Genomic DNA, 24,226 nt, shown 5'->3' on the forward strand with positions numbered 1-24,226 from the left:
ACATGACCACCGACACCACCACCGTCACCGGGACGACCGTCCTGGACGCCCGCGGCGTCACCATGCGCTTCGGCGGCCTCACCGCCGTACGCAACGTCGACCTCACCGTCAACAGCGGCGAGATCGTCGGACTCATCGGCCCCAACGGCGCGGGCAAGACAACCTTCTTCAACTGCCTGACGGGCCTCTACATCCCCACCGAGGGCGAAGTCCGCTACCAGGGCAATGTCCTGCCGCCCAAGTCCTTCAAGGTCACCGCCGCAGGCATCGCCCGCACCTTCCAGAACATCCGCCTGTTCGCCAACATGACGGTCCTGGAAAACGTGCTCGTCGGGCGCCACACCCGCACCAAGGAAGGCCTCTGGTCCGCCCTCCTGCGCGGCCCCGGCTTCCACCGCGCCGAAAAGGCCTCCCGCGAACGCGCCATGGAACTCCTGGAGTTCGTCGGCCTGGACAAGAAGGCCGAACACCTCGCACGGAACCTGCCCTACGGCGAACAGCGCAAGCTGGAGATCGCACGAGCGCTGGCGAGCGAACCGGGCCTGCTGCTCCTCGACGAGCCCACGGCCGGCATGAACCCCCAGGAAACGCGAGCCACCGAAGAACTCGTCTTCGCCATCCGCGACCAGGGCATCGCCGTCCTCGTCATCGAGCACGACATGCGGTTCATCTTCAACCTCTGCGACCGCGTGGCCGTACTCGTCCAAGGCGAAAAGCTCGTCGAAGGCGACAGCGCCACCGTCCAGGGCGACGAGCGCGTCATCGCCGCCTACCTCGGCGAACCCTTCGAAGACGCCCCCGGCGACGAAGAAGTCGCGGAGGTCGAGGCAGCCGAGGCACAGGCCGCCCCCACGACCGACGCCGCGCCCGGCAAGGAGAACGACCGATGACCGCACTGCTCGAAGTCGAAGACCTCCGGGTCGCCTACGGCAAGATCGAAGCCGTCAAGGGCATCTCGTTCAAGGTCGAGGCCGGCGAGGTCGTCACCCTCATCGGCACGAACGGTGCCGGCAAGACGACAACGCTTCGGACGCTGTCCGGTCTGCTCAAGCCGGTCGGCGGGCAGATCAAGTTCGACGGCAAGTCGCTCAAGAAGACCCCCGCCCACCAGATCGTCTCGCTCGGCCTCGCCCACTCCCCCGAGGGGCGGCACATCTTCCCGCGCATGACGATCGAGGACAACCTCCGCCTGGGCGCCTTCCTGCGCAACGACAAGCCCGGCATCGAAAAAGACATCCAGCGCGCCTACGACCTCTTCGCGATCCTCGGAGAACGCCGCAAGCAGGCCGCGGGCACCCTGTCCGGTGGCGAGCAGCAGATGCTCGCCATGGGTCGCGCGCTCATGTCCCAGCCGAAACTGCTCATGCTGGACGAGCCCTCCATGGGCCTCTCGCCGATCATGATGCAGAAGATCATGGCGACCATCGCCGAGCTCAAGGCCCAGGGCACGACCATCCTGCTGGTCGAGCAGAACGCCCAGGCAGCACTGTCGCTGGCCGACCACGGCCATGTGATGGAGATCGGCAAGATCGTGCTGTCGGGGTCCGGCCAGGACCTGCTGCACGACGAGTCGGTACGCAAGGCGTACCTCGGCGAGGACTGAGTCCCTGCTGTTTCGTCTCTACGACGAGGCCCGCGCCCCCAGCTGGGGACGCGGGCCTCTCGCTTTGTCAGGTCGGGGGGTCAGCCCTTGCCGGCCTTCTTCTCATCGGCGTCCTGGATGACTGCCTCGGCCACCTGCTGCATCGACATACGCCGGTCCATCGACGTCTTCTGGATCCAGCGGAACGCCGCCGGCTCCGTCAGCCCGTACTCGGTCTGAAGAATCGACTTCGCCCGGTCGACCAGCTTGCGGGTCTCAAGGCGCAGGGTGAGGTCGGCGACCTCGGCCTCCAGCTCCTTCAGCTCGGTGAACCGGGACACGGCCATCTCGATCGCCGGCACGACGTCACTCTTGCTGAACGGCTTCACCAGGTACGCCATGGCACCGGCGTCGCGGGCGCGCTCGACGAGGTCGCGCTGGGAGAAGGCGGTGAGCATGAGGACGGGGGCGATGCGCTCCTCGGCGATCTTCTCGGCCGCGGAGATGCCGTCCATCTTGGGCATCTTCACGTCGAGGATCACGAGGTCCGGCTTGTGCTCGCGGGCGAGCTCGATGGCCTGCTCACCGTCACCGGCCTCGCCGACGACGTTGTAGCCCTCTTCCTCCAGCATCTCTTTGAGGTCGAGCCGGATGAGGGCCTCGTCCTCGGCGATGACGACACGGGTCGTCAGCGGAGGCACGTGCGACTTGTCGTCGTCGGGCGCGTCTACGGGCTGGGGCGACTCGGGGGCGGTCACGGGGGCTCCTTGTTCAGGGCAGGGGTGCTGCTGACAAGAGCCTACCTAGCTGCGGTAAGGTGGGTGCGCGGAGGGTCAAGGGAAACCTTTGATTCTGCGAGCCCCGGTAGCCCAATTGGCAGCAGGCAATGGATTCAAAACCCATACAGTGTCGGTTCGAGTCCGACTCGGGGCACTTTTCCTTCGATTCGAAGGTCGCCACCAAGAAGCGGATGTTCCCGTTCTCGTGAACATCCGCTTTTTGCTGCGTGTCGCGGTGATCAGTCACACAGAGTGCCCATATGTACGACGTCAGCACGCGCAAGCGAGCACTCACGCTGATTGCTCAGGGCCGAAGCCTGAACTCGGTAAGCCGAGAGACCGGCATTTCGCGTGCTGCAATTCGCTCTTGGCAGGTCCGGCTAGAACCGCTGCCCCGCATGACAGTTCCGCCGCCCGGGCCACCAACTGACGAGGTCTCATACTCCTACCTACTGGGCCTCTATCTCGGCGATGGCTGCATCAGTACCCACCCTCGGGGTTCTGGCCACTACCTGCGTGTCGCGTGCGCAGACTCATGGCCGGGGCTGATCGACGCCTGCGAAGCCGCGATGCGTTCGATCAACCCTTCAGGCAACGCATACCGCGTGCAGACTCAGGGCTACGTATCAGTAGTTGGCTACTACCCACACTGGCCCCATCTCTTCCCCCAGCACGGCCCCGGCAAGAAGCACGAACGCCTCATCACCCTCGAAGCCTGGCAACAGGAAATCGTCGACACTCACCCCTGGGAATTCATCCGCGGCCTCATCCACTCCGACGGCTGCCGCATCACGAACTGGACGACGCGCCTCGTAGCCGGTGAACGCAAGCGCTACGAATATCCCCGGTACTTCTTCACCAACCTGTCCAGCGACATCATCCGCCTCTTCACCGCCGCTCTTGACCACGTCGGCGTCGATTGGCGACAGGCGAACCCCCGCAACATCTCCATCGCCCGCAAAGCCTCAGTCGCCCTCATGGACACCCACGTAGGCCCCAAACACTGACCCGCCGCTACTTGTCGTCCACTCCGATGTGGTGGACGCGGACGAGGTTCGTCGCTCCGGGGACCCCGGGCGGCGAGCCCGCCGTGATGACCACGATGTCGCCCTTCTGGCAGCGGCCGTACTTGAGGAGCAGCTCGTCCACCTGGTCGACCATCGCGTCCGTGGAGTCGACGCTCGGGCCGAGGAAGGTTTCCACGCCCCAGGTCAGGCTCAGCTGGGAGCGGGTGGCCTGTTCGGGGGTGAAGGCCAGCAGCGGGATCGGGGAGCGGTAGCGCGAGAGTCGGCGGACCGTGTCTCCCGACTGGGTGAACGCCACCAGGAACTTGGCTCCGAGGAAGTCGCCCATTTCCGCTGCCGCGCGGGCCACCGCACCGCCCTGGGTGCGGGGTTTGTTGCGTTCGGTCAGGGGCGGGAGGCCCTTCGCCAGGATGTCCTCCTCGGCGGCGGTGACGATCTTCGCCATGGTGCGGACGGTCTCGATGGCGTACTTACCGACGCTCGTCTCCCCCGACAGCATCACCGCGTCCGTGCCGTCGATGACCGCGTTCGCCACATCGCTCGCCTCGGCCCTGGTCGGGCGGGAGTTCTCGATCATCGAGTCGAGCATCTGCGTCGCGACGATCACCGGCTTCGCGTTGCGCTTCGCCAGTTTGATCGCGCGCTTCTGGACGATCGGGACCTGTTCCAGCGGCATCTCGACGCCGAGGTCGCCGCGGGCGACCATGATGCCGTCGAAGGCGGCGACGATGTCCTCGATGGCGTCGACGGCCTGGGGCTTCTCGACCTTGGCGATGACCGGGAGGCGGCGGCCTTCCTCGTCCATGATGCGGTGGACGTCCTCGATGTCCCGGCCGGATCGGACGAACGACAGCGCGATCACGTCGAAGCCCGTACGCAGGGCCCAGCGCAGGTCCGCCTCGTCCTTCTCGGAGAGGGCCGGCACCGACACGGCCACACCCGGCAGGTTGAGGCCCTTGTTGTCGGACACCATGCCGCCCTCGACCACTGTCGTGTGGACTCGGGGGCCGTCGACGGCGGTGACTTCCAGGCAGACCTTGCCGTCGTCGACGAGGATGCGCTCGCCCGCGCTCACATCGTCCGCCAGGCCCGTGTACGTCGTTCCGCAGGACTGTCGGCCGCCCTCCGCGCCCTCCTCCACGGTGATGGTGAAGGTGTCGCCGCGTTCAAGGAGTACGGGGCCTTCGGTGAAGCGGCCGAGGCGGATCTTCGGGCCTTGAAGGTCGGCGAGGGCGCCGACGCTGTGGCCGGTCTCGTCGGAGGCCTTGCGGACGCGCTGGTAGCGCTCCTCGTGCTCGGCGTAGCCGCCGTGGCTGAGGTTGAAGCGGGCTACGTCCATTCCGGCTTCGACCAGTGCCTTGATCTGGTCGTATGAGTCGGTGGCGGGGCCCAGGGTGCAGACGATCTTTGCTCGGCGCATGTTTCGAGCCTAGGGCTTACCGGCGGGTAGAGATTTGGTGAGGGATGACTACTCAACAACCTTTGGGTGACGGGCTATTGACAAGTGTTGAATTGTGCGACGGGATGCTCCGATGAGCGTTCCCGTGTGCGAATTCCGGCGGGCTTCACAGCTTCGGGGGCGCCATGGTGAAGCGGGCGTTGACCTGGGCGTAGACGTGTTGGCGTTGGGGTTCGAGGTCGAGGGGGGCGGCGGCGGTGTCCTCGGCTGCGGCGTAGGACATGGAGCGCATGCGGCTGCCGGGGGCGGCCGGGGCGAAGGGCTGGGCGTTCTCCGCGCCGACGTCGGCGAGCTCGACCAGGGCGGCCAGAGAGGTGCCCAGGGCTTCCGCGTACTCGCGCGCCCTCTGGACCGCTTCCTTCACCGCCTGCTGGCGGGCCTTGCGATGGGCCGGGGAGTTCGGTCGTAGGGCCCACCACGGGCCGTCGACGCGCGTCAGGTCCAAGTCGGCCAGTCGGGTGGTGAGTTCACCCAGTGCGGTGAAGTCGGTGAGCTCGGCGGTGACGTGGACGCGGCCGTGGTAGGCGTGGACGCGTTCGCCGCGGCCCTTCTCCTTGAGTTGGGGGGTGATGGAGAAGGCGCCGGTTTCGAGTTTCTCGACGGCGTCGCCGTAGGTCTTGATGAGGTCGAGGACGGTGGTGTTGCGGCGGGTGAGGTCGTCGAGGGCGGTGCGGCGGTCTTTGCCGCGGGCGGCGATGGTGACGCCGATGCGGGCGATCTCGGGGTCGACTTCGAGGCGGGCTTCGCCGCGGACGGCGATGCGGGGGGCGTCGGGGGTGCCGTAGGGCACGAAGGGTTGGGGGTCGTCCGCAGCTGGTGTGGTCATACGACCCACTCTGTCACTTCTTGGCGTGTTGTCAGCTCGGTAAGTCACAGGTTGGGTCATCAGATCGAAACCTGTAGGGGGTGTTGCCGCTCGGCATGTGCGGGTCAGAATCTACGCGCGTTGTTGACCGTTCCCCGAGGAGATCGAGACATGCCGTTGAACCGCAGGAAGTTCCTGGAGAAGTCCGCCGTGACCGGTGCGGGCGTCGCGCTGGCCGGTGCCGTGGGGGCTCCTGCGGCCGAGGCGGCGGAGGCCGAGAAGGGGCCAAAGCCCGCGAAGCGGTACTCCTTCACGGTGATGGGCACGACCGACCTGCACGGCAACATCTTCAACTGGGACTACTTCAAGGACACGGAGTACTCGGACGCCAAGGGCAACGCGAAGGGTCTGGCCCGGGTCTCGACCCTGGTCAACCAGGTCCGTGCGGAGAAGGGCCGCCGCAACACGCTGCTCATCGACGCGGGCGACACGATCCAGGGCACGCCGCTGACGTACTACTACGCGAAGGTGGACCCGATCACCGCCAAGGGCGGTCCGGTCCACCCGATGGCCGCGGCGATGAACGCGATCGGCTATGACGCGGTGGCGCTCGGCAACCACGAGTTCAACTACGGCATCGAGACGCTGCGCAAGTTCGAGGACCAGTGCCACTTCCCGCTGCTCGGCGCGAACGCGCTGGACGCGAAGACGCTGAAGCCGGCCTTCCCGCCCTACTTCATCAAGAAGATCTGCCCGCCCGGTCTCCCGCCGGTGAAGGTGGCCGTCCTCGGTCTGACCAACCCGGGTATCGCGATCTGGGACAAGGCGTACGTCGAGGGCAAGCTGGTGTTCCCGGGGCTTGAGGAGCAGGCGGCGAAGTGGGTGCCGAAGCTGCGGTCGATGGGTGCGGACATCGTGGTCGTGTCGGCGCATTCCGGTTCGTCCGGGACGTCGTCGTACGGTGACCAGCTGCCGTACATCGAGAACTCGGCGGCGCTGGTGGCGCAGCAGGTGCCGGGCATCGACGCGATCCTCGTCGGCCACGCGCACACCGAGATCGCGGAGCTGCTGGTCACGAACGAGAAGACCGGTAAGACGGTCGTCCTGTCGGAGCCGCTGTGCTTCGCGCAGCGTCTGTCCCTCTTCGACTTCGAGCTGGTCTTCTCGAAGGGCCGCTGGACGGTCGAGTCGGTGAAGGCGACGGTGCGTGACTCGAAGACGGTCGCGGACGACCCGAAGATCACGAAGCTGCTGAAGGACGACCACGACATCGTGGTGGAGTACGTCAACCAGGTCGTCGGTACGGCGACGGAGACGCTGACGACGGTCGAGGCCCGCTACAAGGACGCCCCGATCATCGACCTGATCACGAGGGTCCAGGAGGACGTGGTCAGGGCGGCGCTGGCGGGCACCGAGTACGCCGCGCTGCCGGTGATCTCGCAGGCCTCGCCGTTCTCCCGTACGTCGGAGATCCCGGCGGGCGATGTGACGATCCGGGATCTGTCCAGCCTGTATGTGTTCGACAACACGCTGGTCGCGAAGTTGCTGACGGGTGCGCAGATCAAGGCGTACCTGGAGTACTCGGCGCAGTACTTCGTGCAGACCGCGGCGGACGCGGCGGTGGACGTGGAGAAGCTGACGAACGCGAACGGCCGTCCGGACTACAACTACGACTATGTGTCGGGGCTGTCGTACGAGATCGACATCGCGCAGGCGGCGGGTTCGCGGATCAAGAACGTGACCTACAACGGTGCGGCGCTGGATGACGCGCAGCGGTTCGTGTTCGCGGTGAACAACTACCGTGCCAACGGTGGCGGTGCGTTCCCGCATGTGGCGTCGGCGCAGGAGTTGTGGGCGGAGTCGACGGAGATCCGTACGCGGATCGCGGAGTGGGTGACGGCGAAGGGTGTGCTGAACCCGGCCGACTTCGCGTCGGTGGACTGGAAGCTGACGCGGAACGGTACGCCGGTCTTCTAAGGGGCCAGCAGAGTTACGTCACGGCGCCGGCGAGGCTTTCACGTCGGCGCCGTTGTCGTGCGCGGTCTCCTAGCGTCCTTCGACGAGCGGGGTGAGTGCCTGTGCCTGTCGGGCGGCCGGGATCTGGGGTTGCTGGTCGAGGCCGAAGGTGGTGAAGGCCGTTCGGGCGGGGAGGGGGTAAGGGGTCTTTCCCGTCAGGGAGTTGAGGATGGTGGCGCTGCGCCAGGCGGCGAGGCCGAGGTCGGGGGTGCCGACGCCGTGGGTGTGGCGTTCGGCGTTCTGGACGTAGAGGGTGCCGGTGACGGAGGGGTCCAGGACGAGGCGGAACTGTTCGTCGACGCGGGGGCGTTCGCGGCTGTCGCGGCGCAGGTAGGGGTCGAGTCCGGCGAGGATGCGGTCCAGGGGGCGTTCGCGGTAGCCGGTGGCGAGGACGACGGCGTCGGTGGTGAGGCGGGAGCGGGTGTTCTGCTCGGTGTGTTCGAGGTGGAGTTCGACCTTGGTGGTGGCGACGCGTCCGGCGGTGCGGACGCGGACGCCGGGGGTGAGGACGGTGTCGGGCCAGCCGCCGTGCAGGGTGCGCTGGTAGAGCTCGTCGTGGATGGCGGCGATGGTGTCGGCGTCGATGCCTTTGTGGAGCTGCCATTGGGCGGTGACGAGGCGGTCGCGTTCGGCTTCGGGGAGGGCGTGGAAGTAGCGGGTGTAGTCGGGGGTGAAGTGTTCCAGGCCGAGCTTGGAGTACTCCATGGGGGCGAAGGCCTCGGTGCGGCCGAGCCAGTGGAGGCCTTCGCGGCCCGCGGGGCGGGTGCGGAGCAGGTCGAGGAAGATCTCGGCGCCGGACTGTCCGGTGCCGACGACGGTGACGTGGTCGGCGCGTTGGAAGGCGTCGCGGTGGGCGAGGTAGTCGGCGGCGTGGATGACGGGCACGCCGGTGGCCTCGACGAGGGGTTTGAGGGGTTCGGGGATGTAGGGCTCGGTGCCGACGCCGAGGACGATGTTCTTCGTGTACGTCCGGCCGAGGGCTTCGGCTTGTCCGTCGGTGTCGAGCTGGGTGAAGTCGACTTCGAAGAGGTCGCGTTCGGGGTTCCAGCGGACGGCGTCGACCTGGTGGCCGAAGTGGAGTCCGGGGAGGTTCTCGGCGACCCAGCGGCAGTAGGCGTCGTATTCGGCGCGCTGGATGTGGAAGCGCTCGGCGAAGTAGAAGGGGAAGAGCCTCTCGCGGCTCTTGAGGTAGTTGAGGAAGGTCCAGGGGCTGGCGGGGTCGGCGAGGGTGACCAGGTCGGCGAGGAAGGGGACTTGGATTCTGGCGCCGTCGATGAGGAGGCCGGGGTGCCAGTCGAAGGCGGGGCGTTGTTCGTAGAAGACGGTGTCGAGTTCGGCGAGGGGGTGGGCGAGGGCGGCGAGGGAGAGGTTGAAGGGGCCGATGCCGATGCCGACGAGGTCGCGGGGTGCGGCGGGCTCTTGGGGCGGTGTGGGGGTCATCTGCGGGTGGTTCCTTCCACGGCTTTCAGGAGTGCGGCCAGGTCTTCGGGCCGGGTGTGGGGGTTGAGGAGGGTGGCCTTGAGCCAGAGCCGGCCGTCGAGGCGGGCCCGGCCGAGGACGGCGCGGCCGTCGGTGAGGAGTTGTCGGCGTACGGCGGCGATGTCGTCGTCGGTGGCGTGGACCGGCCGGAACAGGACCGTGCTGATGGTGGGCGGGGCGTGGAGTTCGAACCCGGGGTGGCTCTGGACGAGTCGGGCGAACTCGGTTGCCCGTGCGCAGACTTGGTCGACGAGGTGGCCGAGTCCGGTGCGGCCGAGGGTTTTCAGGGTGACGGCGGTCTTGAGGGCGTCGGGGCGGCGGCTGGTGCGCAGGGAGCGGCCGAGGACGTCGGGGAGGCCGGCTTCGGTGTCGTCGTCGGCGTTGAGGTAGTCGGCGCGCTGGTGGAGTGCGGTGAGGTCGCGGGCGTCCCGTACGGCGAGGATGCCTGCGGCGACCGGTTGCCAGCCGAGTTTGTGCAGGTCGAGTGTGACGGTGGCTGCGGCGCTCAGGCCGGTGAGCTTGTCTCGGTGCCGGGTGCTGAAGAGGAGTCCCCCGCCGTAGGCGGCGTCGATGTGCAGGCGGGCGCCGTGGGTTTGGCAGACCGCGGCGATCTCGGGGAGGGGGTCGATGAGGCCTGCGTCGGTGGTTCCTGCGGTGGCGGTGACGAGGTGGGGGCCGGGGAGGTCGGTGAGTGCGGCGTCCAGGTCGGCGGGGTCGAGGGTGCCTGCGGGGGCGGGGACGATCACGGGTTCCGGCAGGCCCAGGAGCCAGGCGGCTCGGGGCAGGGAGTGGTGGGTGTTGGCTCCGCAGATCAGGCGGGTGCCGGCGCCCAGGGTTTCTCGGGCGAGGAGAAGGGCCAGTTGGTTCGATTCGGTGCCGCCGGTTGTCACCAGGGCGTCGGGTGCGTTGTCGGGTGCGCGCCGGTGGGGGCTTGTCGCGCAGTTCCCCGCGCCCCGGGGTGCGTCGACGTAGACCTCGTTTGCCAGTGCCCGTGTCAGGAGTGACTCCAGCTCTGACGCCGCCGGCGCCTGGTCCCAGGAGTCCAGGGACGGGTTCAGGACTGATGCCGCCAGGTCCGCTGCCGCCGCTACCGCGAGGGGTGGGCAGTGCAGGTGGGCGGCGCACAAAGGGTCCGCGGGATCGGCTGAGCCTTCCGCCAAGGCCCGTACCAGGTGCCGTAGGGCCTCCGGGTCGCCCTCGTCGGGGAGTACGTCGCCCACGGCGGCCCGTACTCGTTCCGCGACCGCCTCGGGGCCTCCTGCCGGCAGGGGTCCCCCGCGCTCTCTCGCGCCGTCCCTCAGGGCGTCGAGGACGGTGGTGAGCAACGGGCGCAGGGCGCGGGGGCCTTCGGGGCCTGAGGCCAGGGGCGGGGTGCTCATGGTGGTCCTCCGGGGCGCCGGCAGAGGGAGTTCCAGCTTGTACGCGGTTGCGTGGGCGCGCCCGAAAGGTTCAACGATTCAGACCCGAAAGGGGGTACTTCCGTGCGGGGAAAACGTGTTGGAGGTCAGCCCCGGAGGTGTTCGGCGTGGTCCTGGGCCCACTGCTCGAAGGTGCGGGCCGGGGTTCCGGTGATCTTCTCGACGGTGTCGGTGATCTCCGGGGCGGTGCCGACGGTGGCGGCCCAGCTCTTCAGCAGGAACTGGAGGAGGTGCGGCGGCAGGTGGGGGAACAGTTCGGTGGCGGCCTGCTCCGGCGGGACCTCGACGTAGGTCAGGTCGCGTCCGAGGGCCCGGCCGATGGCGGTGATCTGGTCGGCGTTGCTGGTCGCCGCGGGCCCGGTGAGGATGTGGGCGGCGCCTTCGTGGCCGACGTCGAGGAGGGCGTGCTGGGCGACGGCGGCGATGTCGTCCTCGTGGATGGGGGCGCTCATGGCGTCGGCGAAGACGCCGCGGACGGTGTCGCCGGTGTGGATCTGGTCGGCCCACTGGAGGGCGTTGAGGGCGAAGGCGTGGGGGCGCAGGAAGGTCCATTCCAGGCCGCTGTCGCGGATGGCGCGTTCGGCGTTGTCGTGCATGATCCGCAGGGGGTTGTTGTCGTCGGCGTCCTCCTTGACGTATCCGGCGGACAGGAGCACGACGTGCCGGACGCCGGCTCGGCGGGCGGCGGCGAGGAGGTCGGGGTCGGTCGCCTGGACGTAGAGGAAGAGTTTGGTGGCGCCCGCGAAGGCGGACTCGTCGGGGTGGAGGCGGGTGACCTCCACCCCGTCGGGCAGTGCGGCCCGCTGCGGGTCGCGGGTGAGGGCGCGTACGGGTCGGTCTGCGGCGAGGAGGCGGTCGACGAGGGCTCGGCCGACGTTTCCGGTGGCGCCGGTTACTAAGATCACGTTCTGTCTCCCAGAGTTGATCGTCCTTGACTGTCCGTAGCCTATTGCGGACGATCACCTTCCCGCGTCGTCTCCCGGGAGCAACCGTGGCCTACGTCTGAGGTCCTAGGTCTCGCGCCTTACGCCTCCCTCACCCGCAACGCGCGCGCCAGGTCGTCGAGTTGGTCGGCGAGCTTGCGGCGCAGGGCCGGGATGGGCTCGGCGTTGCGCAGGCACCGTTCGCCGTGGCCGAGGGTGTCGGCGTCGACGGCGTGGGCGGGGAACGCGTAGCGGCCGGCGGCGTCGGCGATGGCGGGTCCGCGGCGGGCGGCGAGGGCGACGGCGTCCTCGAAGTAGCGCGGGACGTACTCGTGGAGGAGTTCGGCCTGTTCGGGCTGCCAGAAGCCCTGGGCGGTGGCGACGAACAGGTAGTTGGACAGGTCGTCGTGGGCGAACATGGCCTCCCACGCGGTGCGTTTGGCGTCGGCGTCGGGCAGGGCGGCGCGGCAGCGGGTGGCGCCCTCCTGGCCGGTGGCGGACGGGTCGCGTTCCAGTTCGGCGGCGATGGCGGTCTCGTCGGTGGCGTCGAGGACGGCGAGGCGGGCGAGGACGCGCCAGCGCAGTTCGGGGTCGAGTTCGGGGCCGCCGGGGACGGTGCCGTCGGCGAGCCAGGCGGCGATGGTGTCGGGGTGGGCGGCGGCGTCGATGAAGTGGCGTACGGCGGTCAGGCGCAGGCCGGGGTTGTCGCCGTCCTCGGTGCGGCGCAGGAGGTCGCGGCACAGGGAGGTGAGGGTGGCGAGGGCGGCGGGGCGCTCCTCGGGCGTCACGTAGCGGCCGGCGACCTGGACGGAGGCGAAGGCGAGGACGCCCTGGACGAGAGCGAGGTCGGTCTCGTGCGGGAGGTGGGTGCGGGCGGCCTCCAGGTAGGCGGTGGGCGCCAGTTCGCCGTCGCGGACCGCGTCGCGCAGGGCGTTCCAGACGACGGCGCGGGTGAGCGGGTCGGGCAGGCCGGACAGGCTCGCGCGGACGGTGTCGAAGGAGTCGGCGTCGAAGCGGACCTTGGCGTAGCTGAGGTCGCCGTCGTTGAGGAGCAGGAGGGCGGGGCGCTTGCCGATGGGCAGGGGTGCGCTCTGCGGGATGTCGAGGTCGAGGCGTTCGCGCAGGACGAGGTGGCGGCCCTCGTCGGCGACGTCGAGGTCGTAGAGGCCGACGGCGATGCGGTGCGGGCGGCTGCCGGTCTGTTCGACCTGGAGGGTGTAGGTGCCTTCGTCGCCGCGGGTGACCTGGGGCCTGAGGATGTCGACGCCGGTGGTGCCCAGCCAGGTCTGCGCCCAGGCGTGGACGTCGCGTTCGGTGCTGCCGGCGAGGGAGTCGATGAAGTCGGCGAGGGTGGCGTTGGCGAACTTGTGGCGGGCGAAGTGGGTGTTGATGCCGGCGTGGAAGTCCTTCTCGCCGAGCCAGGCCACCAGTTGTCGTAGTGCGGAGGCGCCCTTGGCGTAGGAGATGCCGTCGAAGTTGAGCATGGCGGAGGCGGTGTCGGGCACCAGCTCGGGGTCGGGGGCGACGGGGTGGGTGGAGGGGCGTTGGTCGGCCTCGTAGCCCCAGGCCTTGCGGGCGACGCCGAAGTCGGTCCAGGTGTCGGCGAAGCGGGTGGCTTCGGCGCAGGTCTGGTAGCCCATGTACTCGGCGAAGGACTCGTTGAGCCAGATGTCGTCCCACCAGCGCAGGGTGACGAGGTCGCCGAACCACATGTGGGCCATCTCGTGGGCGATGACCATGGCGCGGGTCTGGCGTTCGGTGTCGGTGACGGCGGAGCGGAAGACGAACTCGTCGCGGAAGGTGACCAGTCCGGGGTTCTCCATGGCGCCGGCGTTGAACTCGGGGACGAACGCCTGGTCGTAGGAGTCGAAGGGGTAGGGCTCCTCGAACTTCTCGTGGTAGCGGTCGTAGCACTGCTTGGTGACCTCGAACAGCTCGTCGGCGTCGGCGTCGAGGTAGGGGGCCAGGGAGCGGCGGCAGTGCAGGCCGAAGGGCAGGCCGCGGTGTTCGGTGGTGACGGAGTGGTAGGGGCCGGCGGCGACCGCGACGAGGTAGGTGGAGATGAGCGGGGTGGGTGCGGTCTGCCAGTGGCCGTCGCCGAGGTGTTCGGCGATGCCGTTGGCGAGGACGGTCCAGTTCTGCGGGGCCTTGACGGTCAGCTCGAAGACGGCCTTGAGGTCGGGCTGGTCGAAGGCGGCGAAGACGCGCGGGGCGTCGTCCATGCAGAGGTTGGTGTAGAGGTAGGTCTCGTCGTCGGTGGGGTCGGTGAAGCGGTGCATGCCCTCGCCGGTGCGGGAGTAGCGCATGCTTGCGTCGATGCGGAGTTCGTGTTCGCCGGCGGTGAGGTCCTTCAGGGGCAGCCGGTCGCCGTCCAGGTTCTCCGGGTCGAGGGGCTGTCCGTCGAGGGTGACGGAGCGCAGCTGTGCGGGCTTGAGCTCGACGAAGGTGTCGCCGTCCGTGCGCGCGGTGAAGCGGATGACGGTGCGGGAGTCGAAGGTGTCGTCGCCGGTGGTGAGATCGAGGTCGATCGTGTACCGGTGGACGTCGAGGAGCTTGGCTCGGGTCTGCGCTTCGTCGCGCGTCAGTACGGACATGCAGGACATGCTGCCTGATGGGACCGGTCGGGCACAGGGGCGGATCGGTACGCGGCCTATGTCCGGTCCTGTTCGAGACTGGGGTTGTGCGCCCCTTCTGCGCGTTGGGGCGGGACTCGGGTGTCCGGGTGGGGCAGGGCGGGGCGTGGGGGGCGGCCGGGGGCTTCGCCGTGGCCCTTGACGAGGGCGCGCAGTTCGCGGATCTCCTCCACCAGGGCGAGCTGGCGGCGGTGGGTGTCGTAGAGGTAGCGGACCTTGGTGCGCAGGGCCCAGGGGTCGATGGGTTTCATGATCAGGTCGGCGACGCCGAGCCCGAAGGCGGTGGAGGTGAGTTCGTGGTCGGGTCCGAAGCCGGTGAGCAGGACGACGGGGATGTGCTGGGTCTGTTCCAGGCGGCGCATGTAGCGCACGACGTCGAGGCCGCTGACGCCGGGCATGCGGACGTCGAGGAGGAGCAGGCCGACCTGTCCGCGGAGCACCTGCTTGAGTGCCTCGTCGCCGCTGGTGGCGCGGCTGAGCCGGTACCCCAGCGGGGCGAGGGCGCTCTCCAGGGCGTACAGCGTGTCCTCGTGGTCGTCGACGATGAGGATCTTGGCATCCGACGGCATGGCCCGACGTCCCTCCCGCGTGGGACAACCAGCTTATGTCCGAGAAGCTGACGGGGCGTGCTCGCCAGCTGACAAGGAGTGCACAGCGCAGCATGCCTCTCGCGGGCCCGGCTGTCACTCCCTTTCGGCGTCGGCCGAGGTCAGCTCCCTTGTGGGGTGGTGCCGTTGACGGCGTCCTCGGCGATGCGCTCGTGGTGGCGGATCACTTCGGCGATGATGAAATTGAGGAACTTCTCAGCAAAGGCCGGGTCGAGCTTGGCGTTCTCGGCGAGGGTGCGCAGCCGTTCGATCTGGCGGGCCTCGCGGGCCGGGTCGGCGGGCGGCAGCTGGTGCTGGGCCTTGAGGTGGCCGACTTGCTGGGTGGCCTTGAAGCGTTCGGCGAGCATGTGGACGACGGCGGCGTCGATGTTGTCGATGCTGTCGCGCAGCCGGGCGAGCTCCTCGCGCACGGCGGGGTCCACGTCACCGGTTCCGTTGTTGCTGGTGGTCATGGGCGACCACCCTACGGGGCGGCTGCGGGGACGCCGTCGAGGTGTCCGCGATCGGCCCCGGTCCGTGCGGACGGCCCCTACGTGGTGTCGGTGCCGGGGATCCTGGGTGGATCGTCGGGGTCGGGGACCTGGTCGCTCCAGCCGCCGGGGACGGTGCGGCCCTGCTGGGCGCGGAAGCGGACGGGCGGGGTGCCGACGCGGCGGGTGAACAGGCGGGAGAAGTAGGCGGGGTCGTCGTAGCCGACGCGGCGGGCGACGGCGGCGACGGGGAGTTCGGTGGCGGCGAGGAGTTCCTTGGCGCGGCCGAGGCGGATGCCGAGGAGGTAGTCCTTGGGGCTGCATCCGGCGCCGCGGCGCACGGCGGTGCGCAGTTCGGCGAGGGTCATGCCGTGCCGGGCGGCGTGGTCGGCGACGGACATGGGGGTGAAGGCGTCGCGGGCGAGTGCCTTGAGGACCTGGTGGCCGTCGGGGGTGAGGTCGGCGCGGGCGCGGCGCAGGGCGACGAGGAGTTCGTGGACGGCGGCGCCGGTCTCGACCTCCAGGAGGGGGTTGTCGCGGCGGGCGGCGCGGGCCATGCGGCCGATGACGGCGCGGGGTCCGGTGGCGTCGGTCAGGGGGACGACGGGCCGGTCGGGTTCGATGTAGCCGAGTTCGGTGTAGGTGGCGGTGGCGGGCCCGGTGAAGTCGACGAAGCCCTCGTCCCAGCCGGTGTCGGGGTCGGGTGCGTAGTGGTGGGGGACGCCGGGGGTGAGCCACAGCAGGGCGGGCGCGGTGACGGTCGTACGGCGGCCGCGCGGATCCTCGTACCACCCGCCGCCGGTGCTGATGACGACGGCGACATGGTGGTCGAGGGTGCGGGGGCCGACGGTGGGCAGGGCGCCGTACTGGAGGCCCACGCCGAGGCAGACGAGGCCGAGGCGGTGGTGGGCGGGGCCGGGCGTGAGGAACCGCATCCAGGTGTGGTACGTCAACGGGTCCTCCCTTCGGTCCAAGTGGCGCCGATCTTTGTCCATGGACCCTGACCTGCGCCAGAGGTGAGGGTGGGGCGTATGAGCGAGTTCACGGTGGGGGAAGAGGACTTTCTGCTGGACGGGCGGCCGGTGCGGCTGCTGTCCGGCGCGTTGCACTACTTCCGGGTGCACGAGGCGCAGTGGGGGCACCGGCTGGCGATGCTGCGGGCGATGGGCCTGAACTGCGTGGAGACGTACGTCCCGTGGAATTTCCACGAGCGGCGGCCGGGTTCCTACGACGATGTGGAGGCCCTCGGCCGTTTCCTGGACGCGGCGCGGGAGGCGGGGCTGTGGGCGATCGTGCGGCCGGGGCCGTACATCTGCGCGGAGTGGGAGAACGGCGGGCTGCCGCACTGGCTGACGGGGCGGCCGCGTACGAGTGACGCGGAGTATCTGGCGCACGTGGAGCGCTGGTTCCGGCGGCTGCTGCCCCAGGTGGTGGCCCGGCAGATCGACCGCGGCGGTCCGGTGCTGATGGTGCAGGTGGAGAACGAGTACGGCAGTTACGGCTCGGACGCGGAGTATCTGCGCCGGCTCGCGGAACTCCTCGTCGCCGAGGGCGTCACGGTCCCGCTGTTCACCTCCGACGGCCCCGAGGACCACATGCTGACCGGCGGCTCGCTCCCCGGTGTCCTCGCCACGGTCAACTTCGGCTCCCACGCGCGCACGGCCTTCGAGACACTGCGCCGGCACCGCCCCGACGGGCCGCTGATGTGCATGGAGTTCTGGTGCGGCTGGTTCGACCACTGGGGCGCCGAGCATGTCGTACGGGATCCGGGGGACGCGGCGGCGGCCCTGCGGGAGATCCTGGAGTGCGGGGCCTCCGTGAACCTCTACATGGCGCACGGCGGGACGAGCTTCGCGGGCTGGTCGGGCGCGAACCGGGGCGGGGGCGATCTGCACGACGGTGTGCTGGAGCCGGATGTGACGTCGTACGACTATGACGCGCCGATCGACGAATTCGGCTTCCCCACGGACAAGTTCTGGCGCTTCCGCGAGGTCCTCGCCGAGTACGCGGACGGCCCGCTTCCCGAACTACCGGTGCAACCGCCACAGTTGAGCGCCCCCGCCGAGGTGGCGCTCACCGGCTGGGCGCCCCTGAGTGACGTACTGGAGACACTCGGCGGCCCGGAGACCCTCTCCCCCGTCCCGCCGACCTTCGAGGAACTCGACGTGGACCGGGGGCTGGTGCGCTACGAGGTGACCGTCCCGGGGCCTCGGCAGCCCTATCCGCTGATCGCGCGCGGGGTGCGGGATCTGGCGGTGGTGTACGTCGACGGGGAGCGGGCCGGGGTGCTCACCGAGGAGGTCGAGCGGCTGAAGGAGCCCGTGGCCGGGCACGCGCGCGTGGAGCTGTGGGTGGAGTCCCTGGGACGCGTCAACTACGGGCCGCGGACCGGGGAGGCGAAGGGGATCACCGGGGGGCTGCTGCACGAGCGGCAGTTTCTGCACGGGGTACGCGCGCGTGGGCTGCGGCTGGACGCGCTGGAGGACGTCGGCGGGGTCGCTTTCCGGCCGCTTCCGCTTCCCGAACAAGGCGCCCCGGGTCTCTACCGGGGCACGCTCACCGTGCGGGGCGCGGGGGACGCGCTGCTCGAACTGCCGGGCTGGACACGGGGGTTCGTGTGGGTCAACGGCTTCAACCTGGGCCGCTACTGGTCCGCGGGCCCGCAGCAGGCGCTGTACGTGCCCGGCCCGGTGCTGCGGGAGGGCCTGAACGACGTCTGGGTGCTGGAGTGCGAGGAGGCGTCCCGGGCGCCGCTTCTCAGGCGCCGATGACCTTGTGCGGGTGCACGTCCTGGTGACCGCCGGGTACGCCCTCGGTGCGGCCCCGCCGCACGGCCTCCTCGGCGGCGCCCATGAGCCGGGTCCGGCGCTGCTCCAGGGCGTCGTCCTTGCCGCCGACCTGGAGGGACGTTCCGGGTTCCATGGTCACGGCCGGGAGTGTGCCAGGGCGGCCGCCCGCCGGGGAAAAACCGCCCGCATCCTCGTAGAGTGGAATCGGGTTCAGGGCGTCTTGGGGGTACGGGCGTGGCGAACGACGGACCGGTCGAGCACGGCTACCCGCACCTGGAGACGGTGCGGGCCTCGATCACCGCGCTCTGGAAACGGCTGTCGTACGACACTGTCCAGACGTTCTCGACCAGCGTGGCCCCCGCCGACGTGGCCTTCTGCGACACGGACGACCTCCATCTGGGCGCGCAGCGGGTGGCCCGTGAACTGGTGCGGCACTACCGGCTCCCCGACGCCCGGATGATCGTGGCCTTCCGGGAGATGACGCATGCGGCGAATGTCGAACTGACCGCGGGGCCCGAGTACTTCGTGGAGCTGAACGACCGTTTCCGTACCCATCGCCGGGACATCGGGGCGGCGCTGGCGCACGAGGTGATGCATGTCTATCTGCACCGGCTCGATCTGTCGTTCCCGGGGCTCAGGGAGAACGAGATCCTCACGGACACGGCGACGACGTATCTGGGGGCGGGGTGGCTGCTCCTGGACGCGTACCGGGAGGACGCGGCGTCCTCGCAGAAGCTGGGGTATCTGACGCCGGAGGAGTTCGGGTACGTGCTGGCGAAGCGGTCGCTGGTGTTCGGTGAGGATCCGTCGGTGTGGTTCACCAGTCCGCAGGCCTACACGGCGTATGTGAAGGGGATGGCGAAGGCGCGGCAGGACGAGCAGCAGCCTCCGCTCACCGCTGCGGGGTGGGCTGGGCGGCGGCGGTATGCGCGGGATCGGCGGGCTCATGTTCCGCAGGCCGGTGCGGCGTATGCGTTCTCGCCTGACGGGGGTGGCGGGGGGTTGCGGGTGTCCTTTCCCTGTCCTACCTGCCATCAGAAGATCAGGGTGCCGGTGCGGGGGCGGGTTCGGGCGCGGTGTGGGTTGTGCCGGACCGTGTTGGAGTGCGATACGTGAACTGATGGTGGTGCGTTGTCCACCGCGCCGTCGTGGCTGGTCGAGCAGTTCCCCGCGCCCCTCGAGGTTGGTCCCTATCACGCCCCATGGACCGGTCCCGGCATCTCCGCCTCCCCCAGCAGTTTCAGTGCCGTCTCCCCCGCTTCCGCCGGTGTCCACCTCGCGCCCTTGTCCACGCTCGGACCCGCCCTCCACCCCTCCATCACCGTGATCCGGCCCCCCTCCACCTCGAAGACCCGGCCGCTCACCGCCTCACTCGCCGCCGAGCCCAGCCACACCACCAGCGGCGAGACGTTCTCCGGGGCCATCGCGTCGAAGCCCGCGTCCGGCGCCGCCATGGTCTCGGCGAAGGCCCGTTCCGTCATCCGCGTCCGCGCCGCCGGGGCGATCGCGTTGACCTGCACCCCGTACCTCGCGAGTTCCGCCGAGGCCACCAGCGTCAACCCCACGATCCCCGCCTTCGCCGCGCTGTAGTTCCCCTGACCCACCGAGCCCAGCAAACCGGCCCCGCTACTGGTGTTGACGACCCGCGCGACCGGCATACGGCCCGCCTTCGCCTCGCCCCGCCAGTAGGCCGCGGCATGCTTCAGCGGCAGGAAGTGGCCCTTCAGATGGACCCGCATCACCGCGTCCCAGTCGTCCTCGTCGAGGTTGACCAGCATCCGGTCGCGCAGGAACCCGGCGTTGTTGACGAGGGTGTCGAGGCGGCCGTAGGTCTCCAGCGCGGCGGTGATCAGGGAGCTGGCCCCTTCGGTCGTCGCGATGTCGCCGCCGTGGGCGACCGCCTCGCCGCCCGCCGCATGGATCTCCGCGACCACCTGTGCGGCCGGGCTGTCCGCAGCGGGCGAGCCGTCGAGCCCGACGCCGAGGTCGTTGACGACGACATGGGCCCCCTCGGCTGCGAAGGCGAGCGCGTGTGCCCGGCCCAGTCCGCGGCCGGCCCCGGTGACGACGACGACCCGGCCGTCGCAGATTCCGCTCATCTCACGTCTCCCTCATCTCAGGTCTCCTTGTTGGCAGTTGCGGCATCCAGGAACGCCGGCCGTTCCCCGCCCCCGTGCACCAGCAGCGACGCCCCGGTGATGTACGCGGCGGCGTCCGAGGCGAGGAAGACGGCCGCGGCGCCGATCTCCGCGGGCTCGGCCAGCCTGCCGACCGGGACGGTGCGGGAGACGGCGTCGATGCCGGCCTCGTCGCCGTAGTGGAGGTGCGCCAGCTCCGTGCGCACCATGCCGACGACCAGCGTGTTCACCCGTACGTCCGGCGCCCACTCGACGGCCATCGACCGGGCGAGGTTCTCCAGTGCGGCTTTCGCCGCCCCGTACGCGGCCGAGCCGGGCGAGGGGCGGCTGCCGCTGACGCTGCCGATCATGACGACCGAGCCCTTCGACCGTTTGAGGTGCGCGTACGCCGCGAGGGAGGCCGTGAGCGGGGCCAGGAGGTTGAGCTCGATCACCCGCGTGTGGCGCTCGGCGTCCGCGTCCGCCAGCAGCCGGTACGGTCCGCCGCCCGCGTTGTTGACGAGGACGTCGAGGCGGGGCAATGCGGTGAAGAAGGCGCGTACCGCGTCCGGGTCCCGTACGTCCAGGGGCACGAACTCGGCGCCCTCCACCGGCACTTCGGGGGGCCGTCGCGCGCACACCACGACGTCCGCCCCCGCGCTCACGAACGCCCGCGCGATCCCGGCACCGACTCCCCGCGTGCCGCCGGTGACGACCGCGACCCTCCCCTTCAGCTCCATTCGCCGCTACCCTCCACCTAACAAACGTTTGGTGGAAAGGTAGCTGATACTGCCATGGGTGTCTCCACCTCGTCCCCGGAATCGGGGCACGGAAAGGACGGCATCGCCGTCGTCACGGTCGACTTCCCCCCGGTGAACGCCCTGCCGGTGGACGGCTGGTTCGCGCTCGCCGACGCGGTGCGCGGGGCCGGCCGCGATCCGGAGGTGCGGTGCGTGGTGCTGGCCGCCGAGGGCCGGGGGTTCAACGCGGGCGTGGACATCAAGGAGATCCAGGCACAGGGCCCTTCGGCTCTCGTCGGTGCCAACCGCGGCTGCTACGAGGCGTTTTCGGCGGTGTACGACTGTGAGGTCCCGGTGGTGGCGGCCGTGCAGGGCTTCTGCCTGGGCGGCGGTATCGGTCTCGTCGGCAACGCGGACGCGATCGTGGCGAGCGAGGACGCCGTCTTCGGGCTGCCCGAGCTGGACCGGGGCGCGCTGGGCGCGGCCACCCATCTGGCCCGGCTGGTCCCCCAACACCTCATGCGCGCCCTGTACTTCACCTCACGCACGGCGACCGCGGCCGAGCTGCACACGCACGGCTCGGTGTGGCGGGTAGTGCCGCGTGCCGAACTCCTTGAAGCGGCACTGGAGTTGGCGGGTGAGATCGCCGCCAAGGACGGGGAGCTGCTCCGGCTCGCCAAGGCCGCCATCAACGGTATCGACCCGGTCGACGTGCACCGCAGCTACCGCTTCGAGCAGGGCTTCACCTTCGAGGCGAGCACCGCCGGGGTGGCCGACCGCGTCCGTGACAGGTTCGGGAAGGAGAGCCGATAGGTGAGCGACAAGACGATGACCGCGGACGAGGCCGTGGCCCGGCTGCGCAGCGGCATGACCCTCGGCATCGGCGGCTGGGGCTCGCGCCGCAAGCCGATGGCCCTGGTCAGGGCGCTGCTCCGGTCGGAAGTCACCGACCTCACGATCGTCTCGTACGGCGGCCCGGACGTCGGCATGCTCGCCGCGGCCGGACGCATCCGCAAGCTGGTGGCGGCCTTCGTCACCCTCGACTCCATCCCCCTCGAACCGCACTACCGGGCGGCCCGCGAGCGCGGCGCCTTCGAGCTGACGGAGATCGACGAGGCGATGTTCATGTGGGGACTGCACGCGGCGGCGAACCGGCTGCCCTTCCTGCCGGTGCGGGCCGGGATCGGATCCGATGTCATGCGGGTCAACCCCGGGCTGCGGACGGTGACTTCGCCTTACGACGACGGCGAGACGTTCGTGGCCATGCCCGCCCTGCGGCTGGACGCGGCCCTGGTCCACGTCAACCGCGCCGACCGGCTGGGCAACGGACAGTGTCTGGGCCCGGACCCGTACTTCGACGACCTCTTCTGCGAGGCGGCGGACACGGCGTACGTCTCGTGCGAACGGGTGGTCGACACGGCCGAGTTGACGAAGGAGGCGCCACCGCAGTCGCTGCTGGTCAAGCGGCATGTGGTGACCGGAGTCGTCGAGGCCCCGAACGGGGCGCACTTCACGTCCTGCGCGCCGGACTACGGGCGGGACGAGGCCTGGCAGAAGGCCTACGCGAGCACACCCTGGCCGGAGTTCGCGGCACAGTATCTGAAGGAGGGGGCATGACCGGAGTCTCCCGCGCCGAGTACTGCGTGATCGCCTGCGCCGAGGCCTGGCGGGACGGCGGTGAGATCCTGGCGAGTCCCATGGGCCTGATCCCCTCCGTCGGCGCCCGCCTCGCGCGGCTCACCTTCGCCCCCGATCTGCTGCTGACGGACGGCGAGGCGATGCTGGTCCGCCCGGACGGCACCGTGGAGGGCTGGCTGCCGTACCGGCAGCATCTGGCCCTGGTCACGGGCGGGCGGCGGCACGTGATGATGGGCGCGAGCCAGATCGACCGGTACGGCAACCAGAACATCTCCTGCATCGGTGACTGGGAGCGGCCGAAGCGGCAGTTGCTAGGAGTGCGGGGGGCGCCGGTCAACACCCTCAACAACCCGACGAGTTACTGGGTGCCCAGGCACTCACGGCGGGTCTTCGTCGAGAAGGTCGACCTGGTGTGCGGGGTGGGCTACGACCACGCCGCCGGCGCCCGCTTCCATCGCATCCCGCGGGTCGTCTCCGACCTCGGCGTCTTCGACTTCGCGACGCCGGACCACTCGATGCGGCTGGCCTCGCTGCATCCCGGGGTGAGCGTCGAACAGGTGGCGGAGGCCACCGGGTTCACGCTGAGCGTCCCGGAGGAGGTGCCGTACACGCGCGAACCGACAGCGGAGGAGCTGGAGTTGATCCGTGAGGTGCTCGACCCCACCGGCGCCCGTGCCCGGGAGGTCGCCGGCTGATGGACACGGCACTCACCCGGCTGGTCGGGGTCCGCCATCCGATCGTGCAGACCGGGATGGGCTGGGTGGCGGGCCCCCGCCTGGTGTCGGCCACGGCGAACGCGGGCGCGCTGGGCATCCTGGCGTCGGCGACGATGACCCTCGATCAGCTGAAGACGGCGATCCGCGAGGTCAAGTCCCGCACTGACGCGCCTTTCGGGGTCAACCTCCGCGCGGATGCGGCGGACGCGGGCGACCGGGTGCGGCTGATGATCGACGAGGGGGTGCGGGTCGCCTCCTTCGCGCTGGCGCCCTCCGCCGAGCTGATCGCCGAGCTCAAGGAGGCGGGGGTCGTCGTCGTCCCGTCCGTCGGTGCCCGCCGGCATGCCGAGAAGGTCGCGGCGTGGGGCGCGGACGCGGTGATCGTGCAGGGCGGGGAGGGCGGCGGACACACCGGCGAGGTCGCGTCGACCGTGCTGCTGCCGCAGGTGGTGGACGCGGTGGACATCCCGGTCGTGGCGGCCGGGGGCTTCTTCGACGGGCGGGGGCTGGTCGCGGCGCGGGCGTACGGGGCGGCGGGCGTGGCGATGGGGACGCGGTTCCTGCTGACGTCGGACTCGACGGTGCCGGACGCGGTGAAGGCGCGCTATCTGGCGGCGACGGTGAGGGACGTGACGGTGACGCGGGCGGTGGACGGCCTGCCGCACCGCATGCTGCGCACGGACCTGGTGACCGGCTTGGAGAACTCCGGCCGCGCGAAAGCCCTGTTGCGAGCGGTCCGCCACGCCACTGGCTTCCGCCGCCTGTCCGGCCTGACCTGGCGCCGGATGCTCCACGACGGCCTCGCCCTGAAGCACGGCAAGGACCTCACCTGGAGCCAGGTCCTCCTCGCCGCGAACACGCCCATGCTGCTCAAGTCGGCGATGGTGGACGGCCGTACGGACCTCGGTGTCATGGCCTCCGGGCAGGTCGCCGGGGTGATCGACGACCTGCCGTCGTGCGCGGAGCTGGTGGAGCGGATCATGAAGGAGGCCGAGGAGGTGCTGGAGAGCCTCAGCACCCCTCGGTGAC

Annotated in this window: 23 protein-coding genes and 1 tRNA gene; 11 read left to right on the forward strand and 13 right to left on the reverse strand. The window is 69.9% G+C overall.

The annotated features are described in order from the left end of the window. Window positions 1-2 precede the first annotated feature (2 nt). Both ACFY0U_RS16960 and ACFY0U_RS16965 read left to right on the forward strand, forming a co-directional pair. Window positions 3-890: an ABC transporter ATP-binding protein gene (locus tag ACFY0U_RS16960; RefSeq protein ID WP_388635929.1), complete on the forward strand. Its 888-nt coding sequence runs from the start codon at window positions 3-5 to the stop codon at window positions 888-890. After that, window positions 887-1,603, forward strand: a complete 717-nt coding sequence (locus ACFY0U_RS16965; RefSeq protein ID WP_388635931.1) for an ABC transporter ATP-binding protein — start codon at window positions 887-889, stop codon at window positions 1,601-1,603. The genes ACFY0U_RS16960 and ACFY0U_RS16965 overlap by 4 nt, the downstream gene beginning before the upstream one ends. An 80-nt stretch (window positions 1,604-1,683) precedes the next feature. On the opposite strand, the gene ACFY0U_RS16970 is transcribed toward ACFY0U_RS16965, so the two are convergent. After that, window positions 1,684-2,340, reverse strand: coding sequence for an ANTAR domain-containing response regulator (locus ACFY0U_RS16970; RefSeq protein WP_266893796.1), 657 nt, complete (start codon window positions 2,338-2,340; stop codon window positions 1,684-1,686). A 100-nt stretch (window positions 2,341-2,440) separates the two neighbouring features. Here ACFY0U_RS16970 and ACFY0U_RS16975 point away from each other — a divergent pair. After that, window positions 2,441-2,515, forward strand: a tRNA-Leu gene (locus ACFY0U_RS16975). Between the two features lie 106 nt (window positions 2,516-2,621). After that, complete coding sequence (locus tag ACFY0U_RS16980; RefSeq protein WP_388635933.1) at window positions 2,622-3,368, forward strand: transcriptional regulator; 747 nt, start codon at window positions 2,622-2,624, stop codon at window positions 3,366-3,368. Between the two features lie 7 nt (window positions 3,369-3,375). Here ACFY0U_RS16980 and pyk read toward each other — a convergent pair whose 3' ends face one another. Beyond that, window positions 3,376-4,806 (reverse strand): pyruvate kinase, encoded by a 1,431-nt coding sequence (gene pyk / locus ACFY0U_RS16985; protein ID WP_388635935.1) that lies wholly within the window; start codon window positions 4,804-4,806, stop codon window positions 3,376-3,378. 145 nt (window positions 4,807-4,951) lie between these two features. Further along, window positions 4,952-5,671: an SIMPL domain-containing protein gene (locus ACFY0U_RS16990; protein WP_388635937.1), complete on the reverse strand. Its 720-nt coding sequence runs from the start codon at window positions 5,669-5,671 to the stop codon at window positions 4,952-4,954. A gap of 150 nt (window positions 5,672-5,821) precedes the next feature. Between ACFY0U_RS16990 and ACFY0U_RS16995 the strand changes: the two genes are divergently transcribed. Continuing rightward, complete coding sequence (locus tag ACFY0U_RS16995) at window positions 5,822-7,627, forward strand: bifunctional metallophosphatase/5'-nucleotidase (protein ID WP_388635939.1); 1,806 nt, start codon at window positions 5,822-5,824, stop codon at window positions 7,625-7,627. 69 nt (window positions 7,628-7,696) lie between these two features. Here ACFY0U_RS16995 and ACFY0U_RS17000 read toward each other — a convergent pair whose 3' ends face one another. From ACFY0U_RS17000 to ACFY0U_RS17030, 7 genes are all read right to left on the reverse strand, one after another. Next, window positions 7,697-9,106, reverse strand: coding sequence for a lysine N(6)-hydroxylase/L-ornithine N(5)-oxygenase family protein (locus ACFY0U_RS17000; RefSeq protein WP_388635941.1), 1,410 nt, complete (start codon window positions 9,104-9,106; stop codon window positions 7,697-7,699). After that, the gene (locus ACFY0U_RS17005; RefSeq protein WP_388635943.1) at window positions 9,103-10,524 is read right to left on the reverse strand and encodes a pyridoxal phosphate-dependent decarboxylase family protein; all 1,422 of its coding nucleotides are present in this window, start codon (window positions 10,522-10,524) and stop codon (window positions 9,103-9,105) included. The genes ACFY0U_RS17000 and ACFY0U_RS17005 overlap by 4 nt, the downstream gene beginning before the upstream one ends. 125 nt (window positions 10,525-10,649) lie before the next feature. Continuing rightward, window positions 10,650-11,468 carry an NAD(P)H-binding protein gene (locus tag ACFY0U_RS17010; protein ID WP_388635945.1) on the reverse strand — a complete coding sequence of 273 codons (819 nt, stop codon included), beginning with the start codon at window positions 11,466-11,468 and terminating at the stop codon, window positions 10,650-10,652. 119 nt (window positions 11,469-11,587) lie between these two features. Continuing rightward, on the reverse strand, window positions 11,588-14,080 hold the full coding sequence (gene pepN / locus ACFY0U_RS17015; RefSeq protein ID WP_388635947.1) for an aminopeptidase N: 2,493 nt from the start codon (window positions 14,078-14,080) through the stop codon (window positions 11,588-11,590). 56 nt (window positions 14,081-14,136) lie between these two features. After that, on the reverse strand, window positions 14,137-14,688 hold the full coding sequence (locus tag ACFY0U_RS17020) for a two-component system response regulator (RefSeq protein WP_388635949.1): 552 nt from the start codon (window positions 14,686-14,688) through the stop codon (window positions 14,137-14,139). A 140-nt stretch (window positions 14,689-14,828) separates the two neighbouring features. Continuing rightward, window positions 14,829-15,179: a chorismate mutase gene (locus tag ACFY0U_RS17025; protein WP_388635951.1), complete on the reverse strand. Its 351-nt coding sequence runs from the start codon at window positions 15,177-15,179 to the stop codon at window positions 14,829-14,831. A gap of 77 nt (window positions 15,180-15,256) precedes the next feature. Continuing rightward, window positions 15,257-16,132 (reverse strand): helix-turn-helix domain-containing protein, encoded by an 876-nt coding sequence (locus ACFY0U_RS17030; RefSeq protein WP_388636267.1) that lies wholly within the window; start codon window positions 16,130-16,132, stop codon window positions 15,257-15,259. 96 nt (window positions 16,133-16,228) lie between these two features. Here ACFY0U_RS17030 and ACFY0U_RS17035 point away from each other — a divergent pair, with 96 nt between their 5' ends. After that, window positions 16,229-17,968 (forward strand): beta-galactosidase family protein, encoded by a 1,740-nt coding sequence (locus ACFY0U_RS17035; RefSeq protein WP_388635953.1) that lies wholly within the window; start codon window positions 16,229-16,231, stop codon window positions 17,966-17,968. Here the strand turns inward: ACFY0U_RS17035 and ACFY0U_RS17040 are convergent. Continuing rightward, window positions 17,955-18,125 carry a hypothetical protein gene (locus ACFY0U_RS17040; protein WP_388635955.1) on the reverse strand — a complete coding sequence of 57 codons (171 nt, stop codon included), beginning with the start codon at window positions 18,123-18,125 and terminating at the stop codon, window positions 17,955-17,957. The genes ACFY0U_RS17035 and ACFY0U_RS17040 overlap by 14 nt on opposite strands. Before the next feature lie 95 nt (window positions 18,126-18,220). On the opposite strand from ACFY0U_RS17040, the gene ACFY0U_RS17045 reads away from it, so the two are divergent. Next, window positions 18,221-19,102 carry a hypothetical protein gene (locus ACFY0U_RS17045; RefSeq protein ID WP_388635957.1) on the forward strand — a complete coding sequence of 294 codons (882 nt, stop codon included), beginning with the start codon at window positions 18,221-18,223 and terminating at the stop codon, window positions 19,100-19,102. A 77-nt stretch (window positions 19,103-19,179) separates the two neighbouring features. Here ACFY0U_RS17045 and ACFY0U_RS17050 read toward each other — a convergent pair whose 3' ends face one another. Both ACFY0U_RS17050 and ACFY0U_RS17055 read right to left on the reverse strand, forming a co-directional pair. Next, complete coding sequence (locus ACFY0U_RS17050; protein WP_388635959.1) at window positions 19,180-20,085, reverse strand: SDR family oxidoreductase; 906 nt, start codon at window positions 20,083-20,085, stop codon at window positions 19,180-19,182. A 17-nt stretch (window positions 20,086-20,102) separates the two neighbouring features. After that, window positions 20,103-20,843: an SDR family oxidoreductase gene (locus tag ACFY0U_RS17055; RefSeq protein WP_388635961.1), complete on the reverse strand. Its 741-nt coding sequence runs from the start codon at window positions 20,841-20,843 to the stop codon at window positions 20,103-20,105. Between the two features lie 54 nt (window positions 20,844-20,897). On the opposite strand from ACFY0U_RS17055, the gene ACFY0U_RS17060 reads away from it, so the two are divergent. Genes ACFY0U_RS17060 through ACFY0U_RS17075 form a run of 4 tightly spaced genes read left to right on the forward strand, consistent with a single transcriptional unit; the run spans window position 20,898 to window position 24,225 of the window. Next, entirely contained in the window at window positions 20,898-21,656 is a 759-nt protein-coding gene (locus ACFY0U_RS17060) for an enoyl-CoA hydratase family protein (RefSeq protein ID WP_388635963.1), read from the forward strand. Continuing rightward, a complete protein-coding gene (locus ACFY0U_RS17065) occupies window positions 21,657-22,460 on the forward strand; it encodes a CoA transferase subunit A (protein ID WP_388635965.1) in 804 nt (267 codons plus the stop codon). Next, window positions 22,457-23,176 (forward strand): CoA-transferase subunit beta, encoded by a 720-nt coding sequence (locus ACFY0U_RS17070; protein ID WP_388635967.1) that lies wholly within the window; start codon window positions 22,457-22,459, stop codon window positions 23,174-23,176. Before ACFY0U_RS17065 ends, ACFY0U_RS17070 begins: the two co-directional genes overlap by 4 nt. After that, window positions 23,176-24,225, forward strand: coding sequence for an NAD(P)H-dependent flavin oxidoreductase (locus tag ACFY0U_RS17075; RefSeq protein ID WP_388635969.1), 1,050 nt, complete (start codon window positions 23,176-23,178; stop codon window positions 24,223-24,225). Before ACFY0U_RS17070 ends, ACFY0U_RS17075 begins: the two co-directional genes overlap by 1 nt. The last annotated feature ends 1 nt before the right edge of the window (window position 24,226 follow it).

Origin of the sequence: Streptomyces sp. NPDC001536 (genome assembly GCF_042894505.1) — a bacterium.
Taxonomy (GTDB): Bacteria; Actinomycetota; Actinomycetes; order Streptomycetales; family Streptomycetaceae; genus Streptomyces.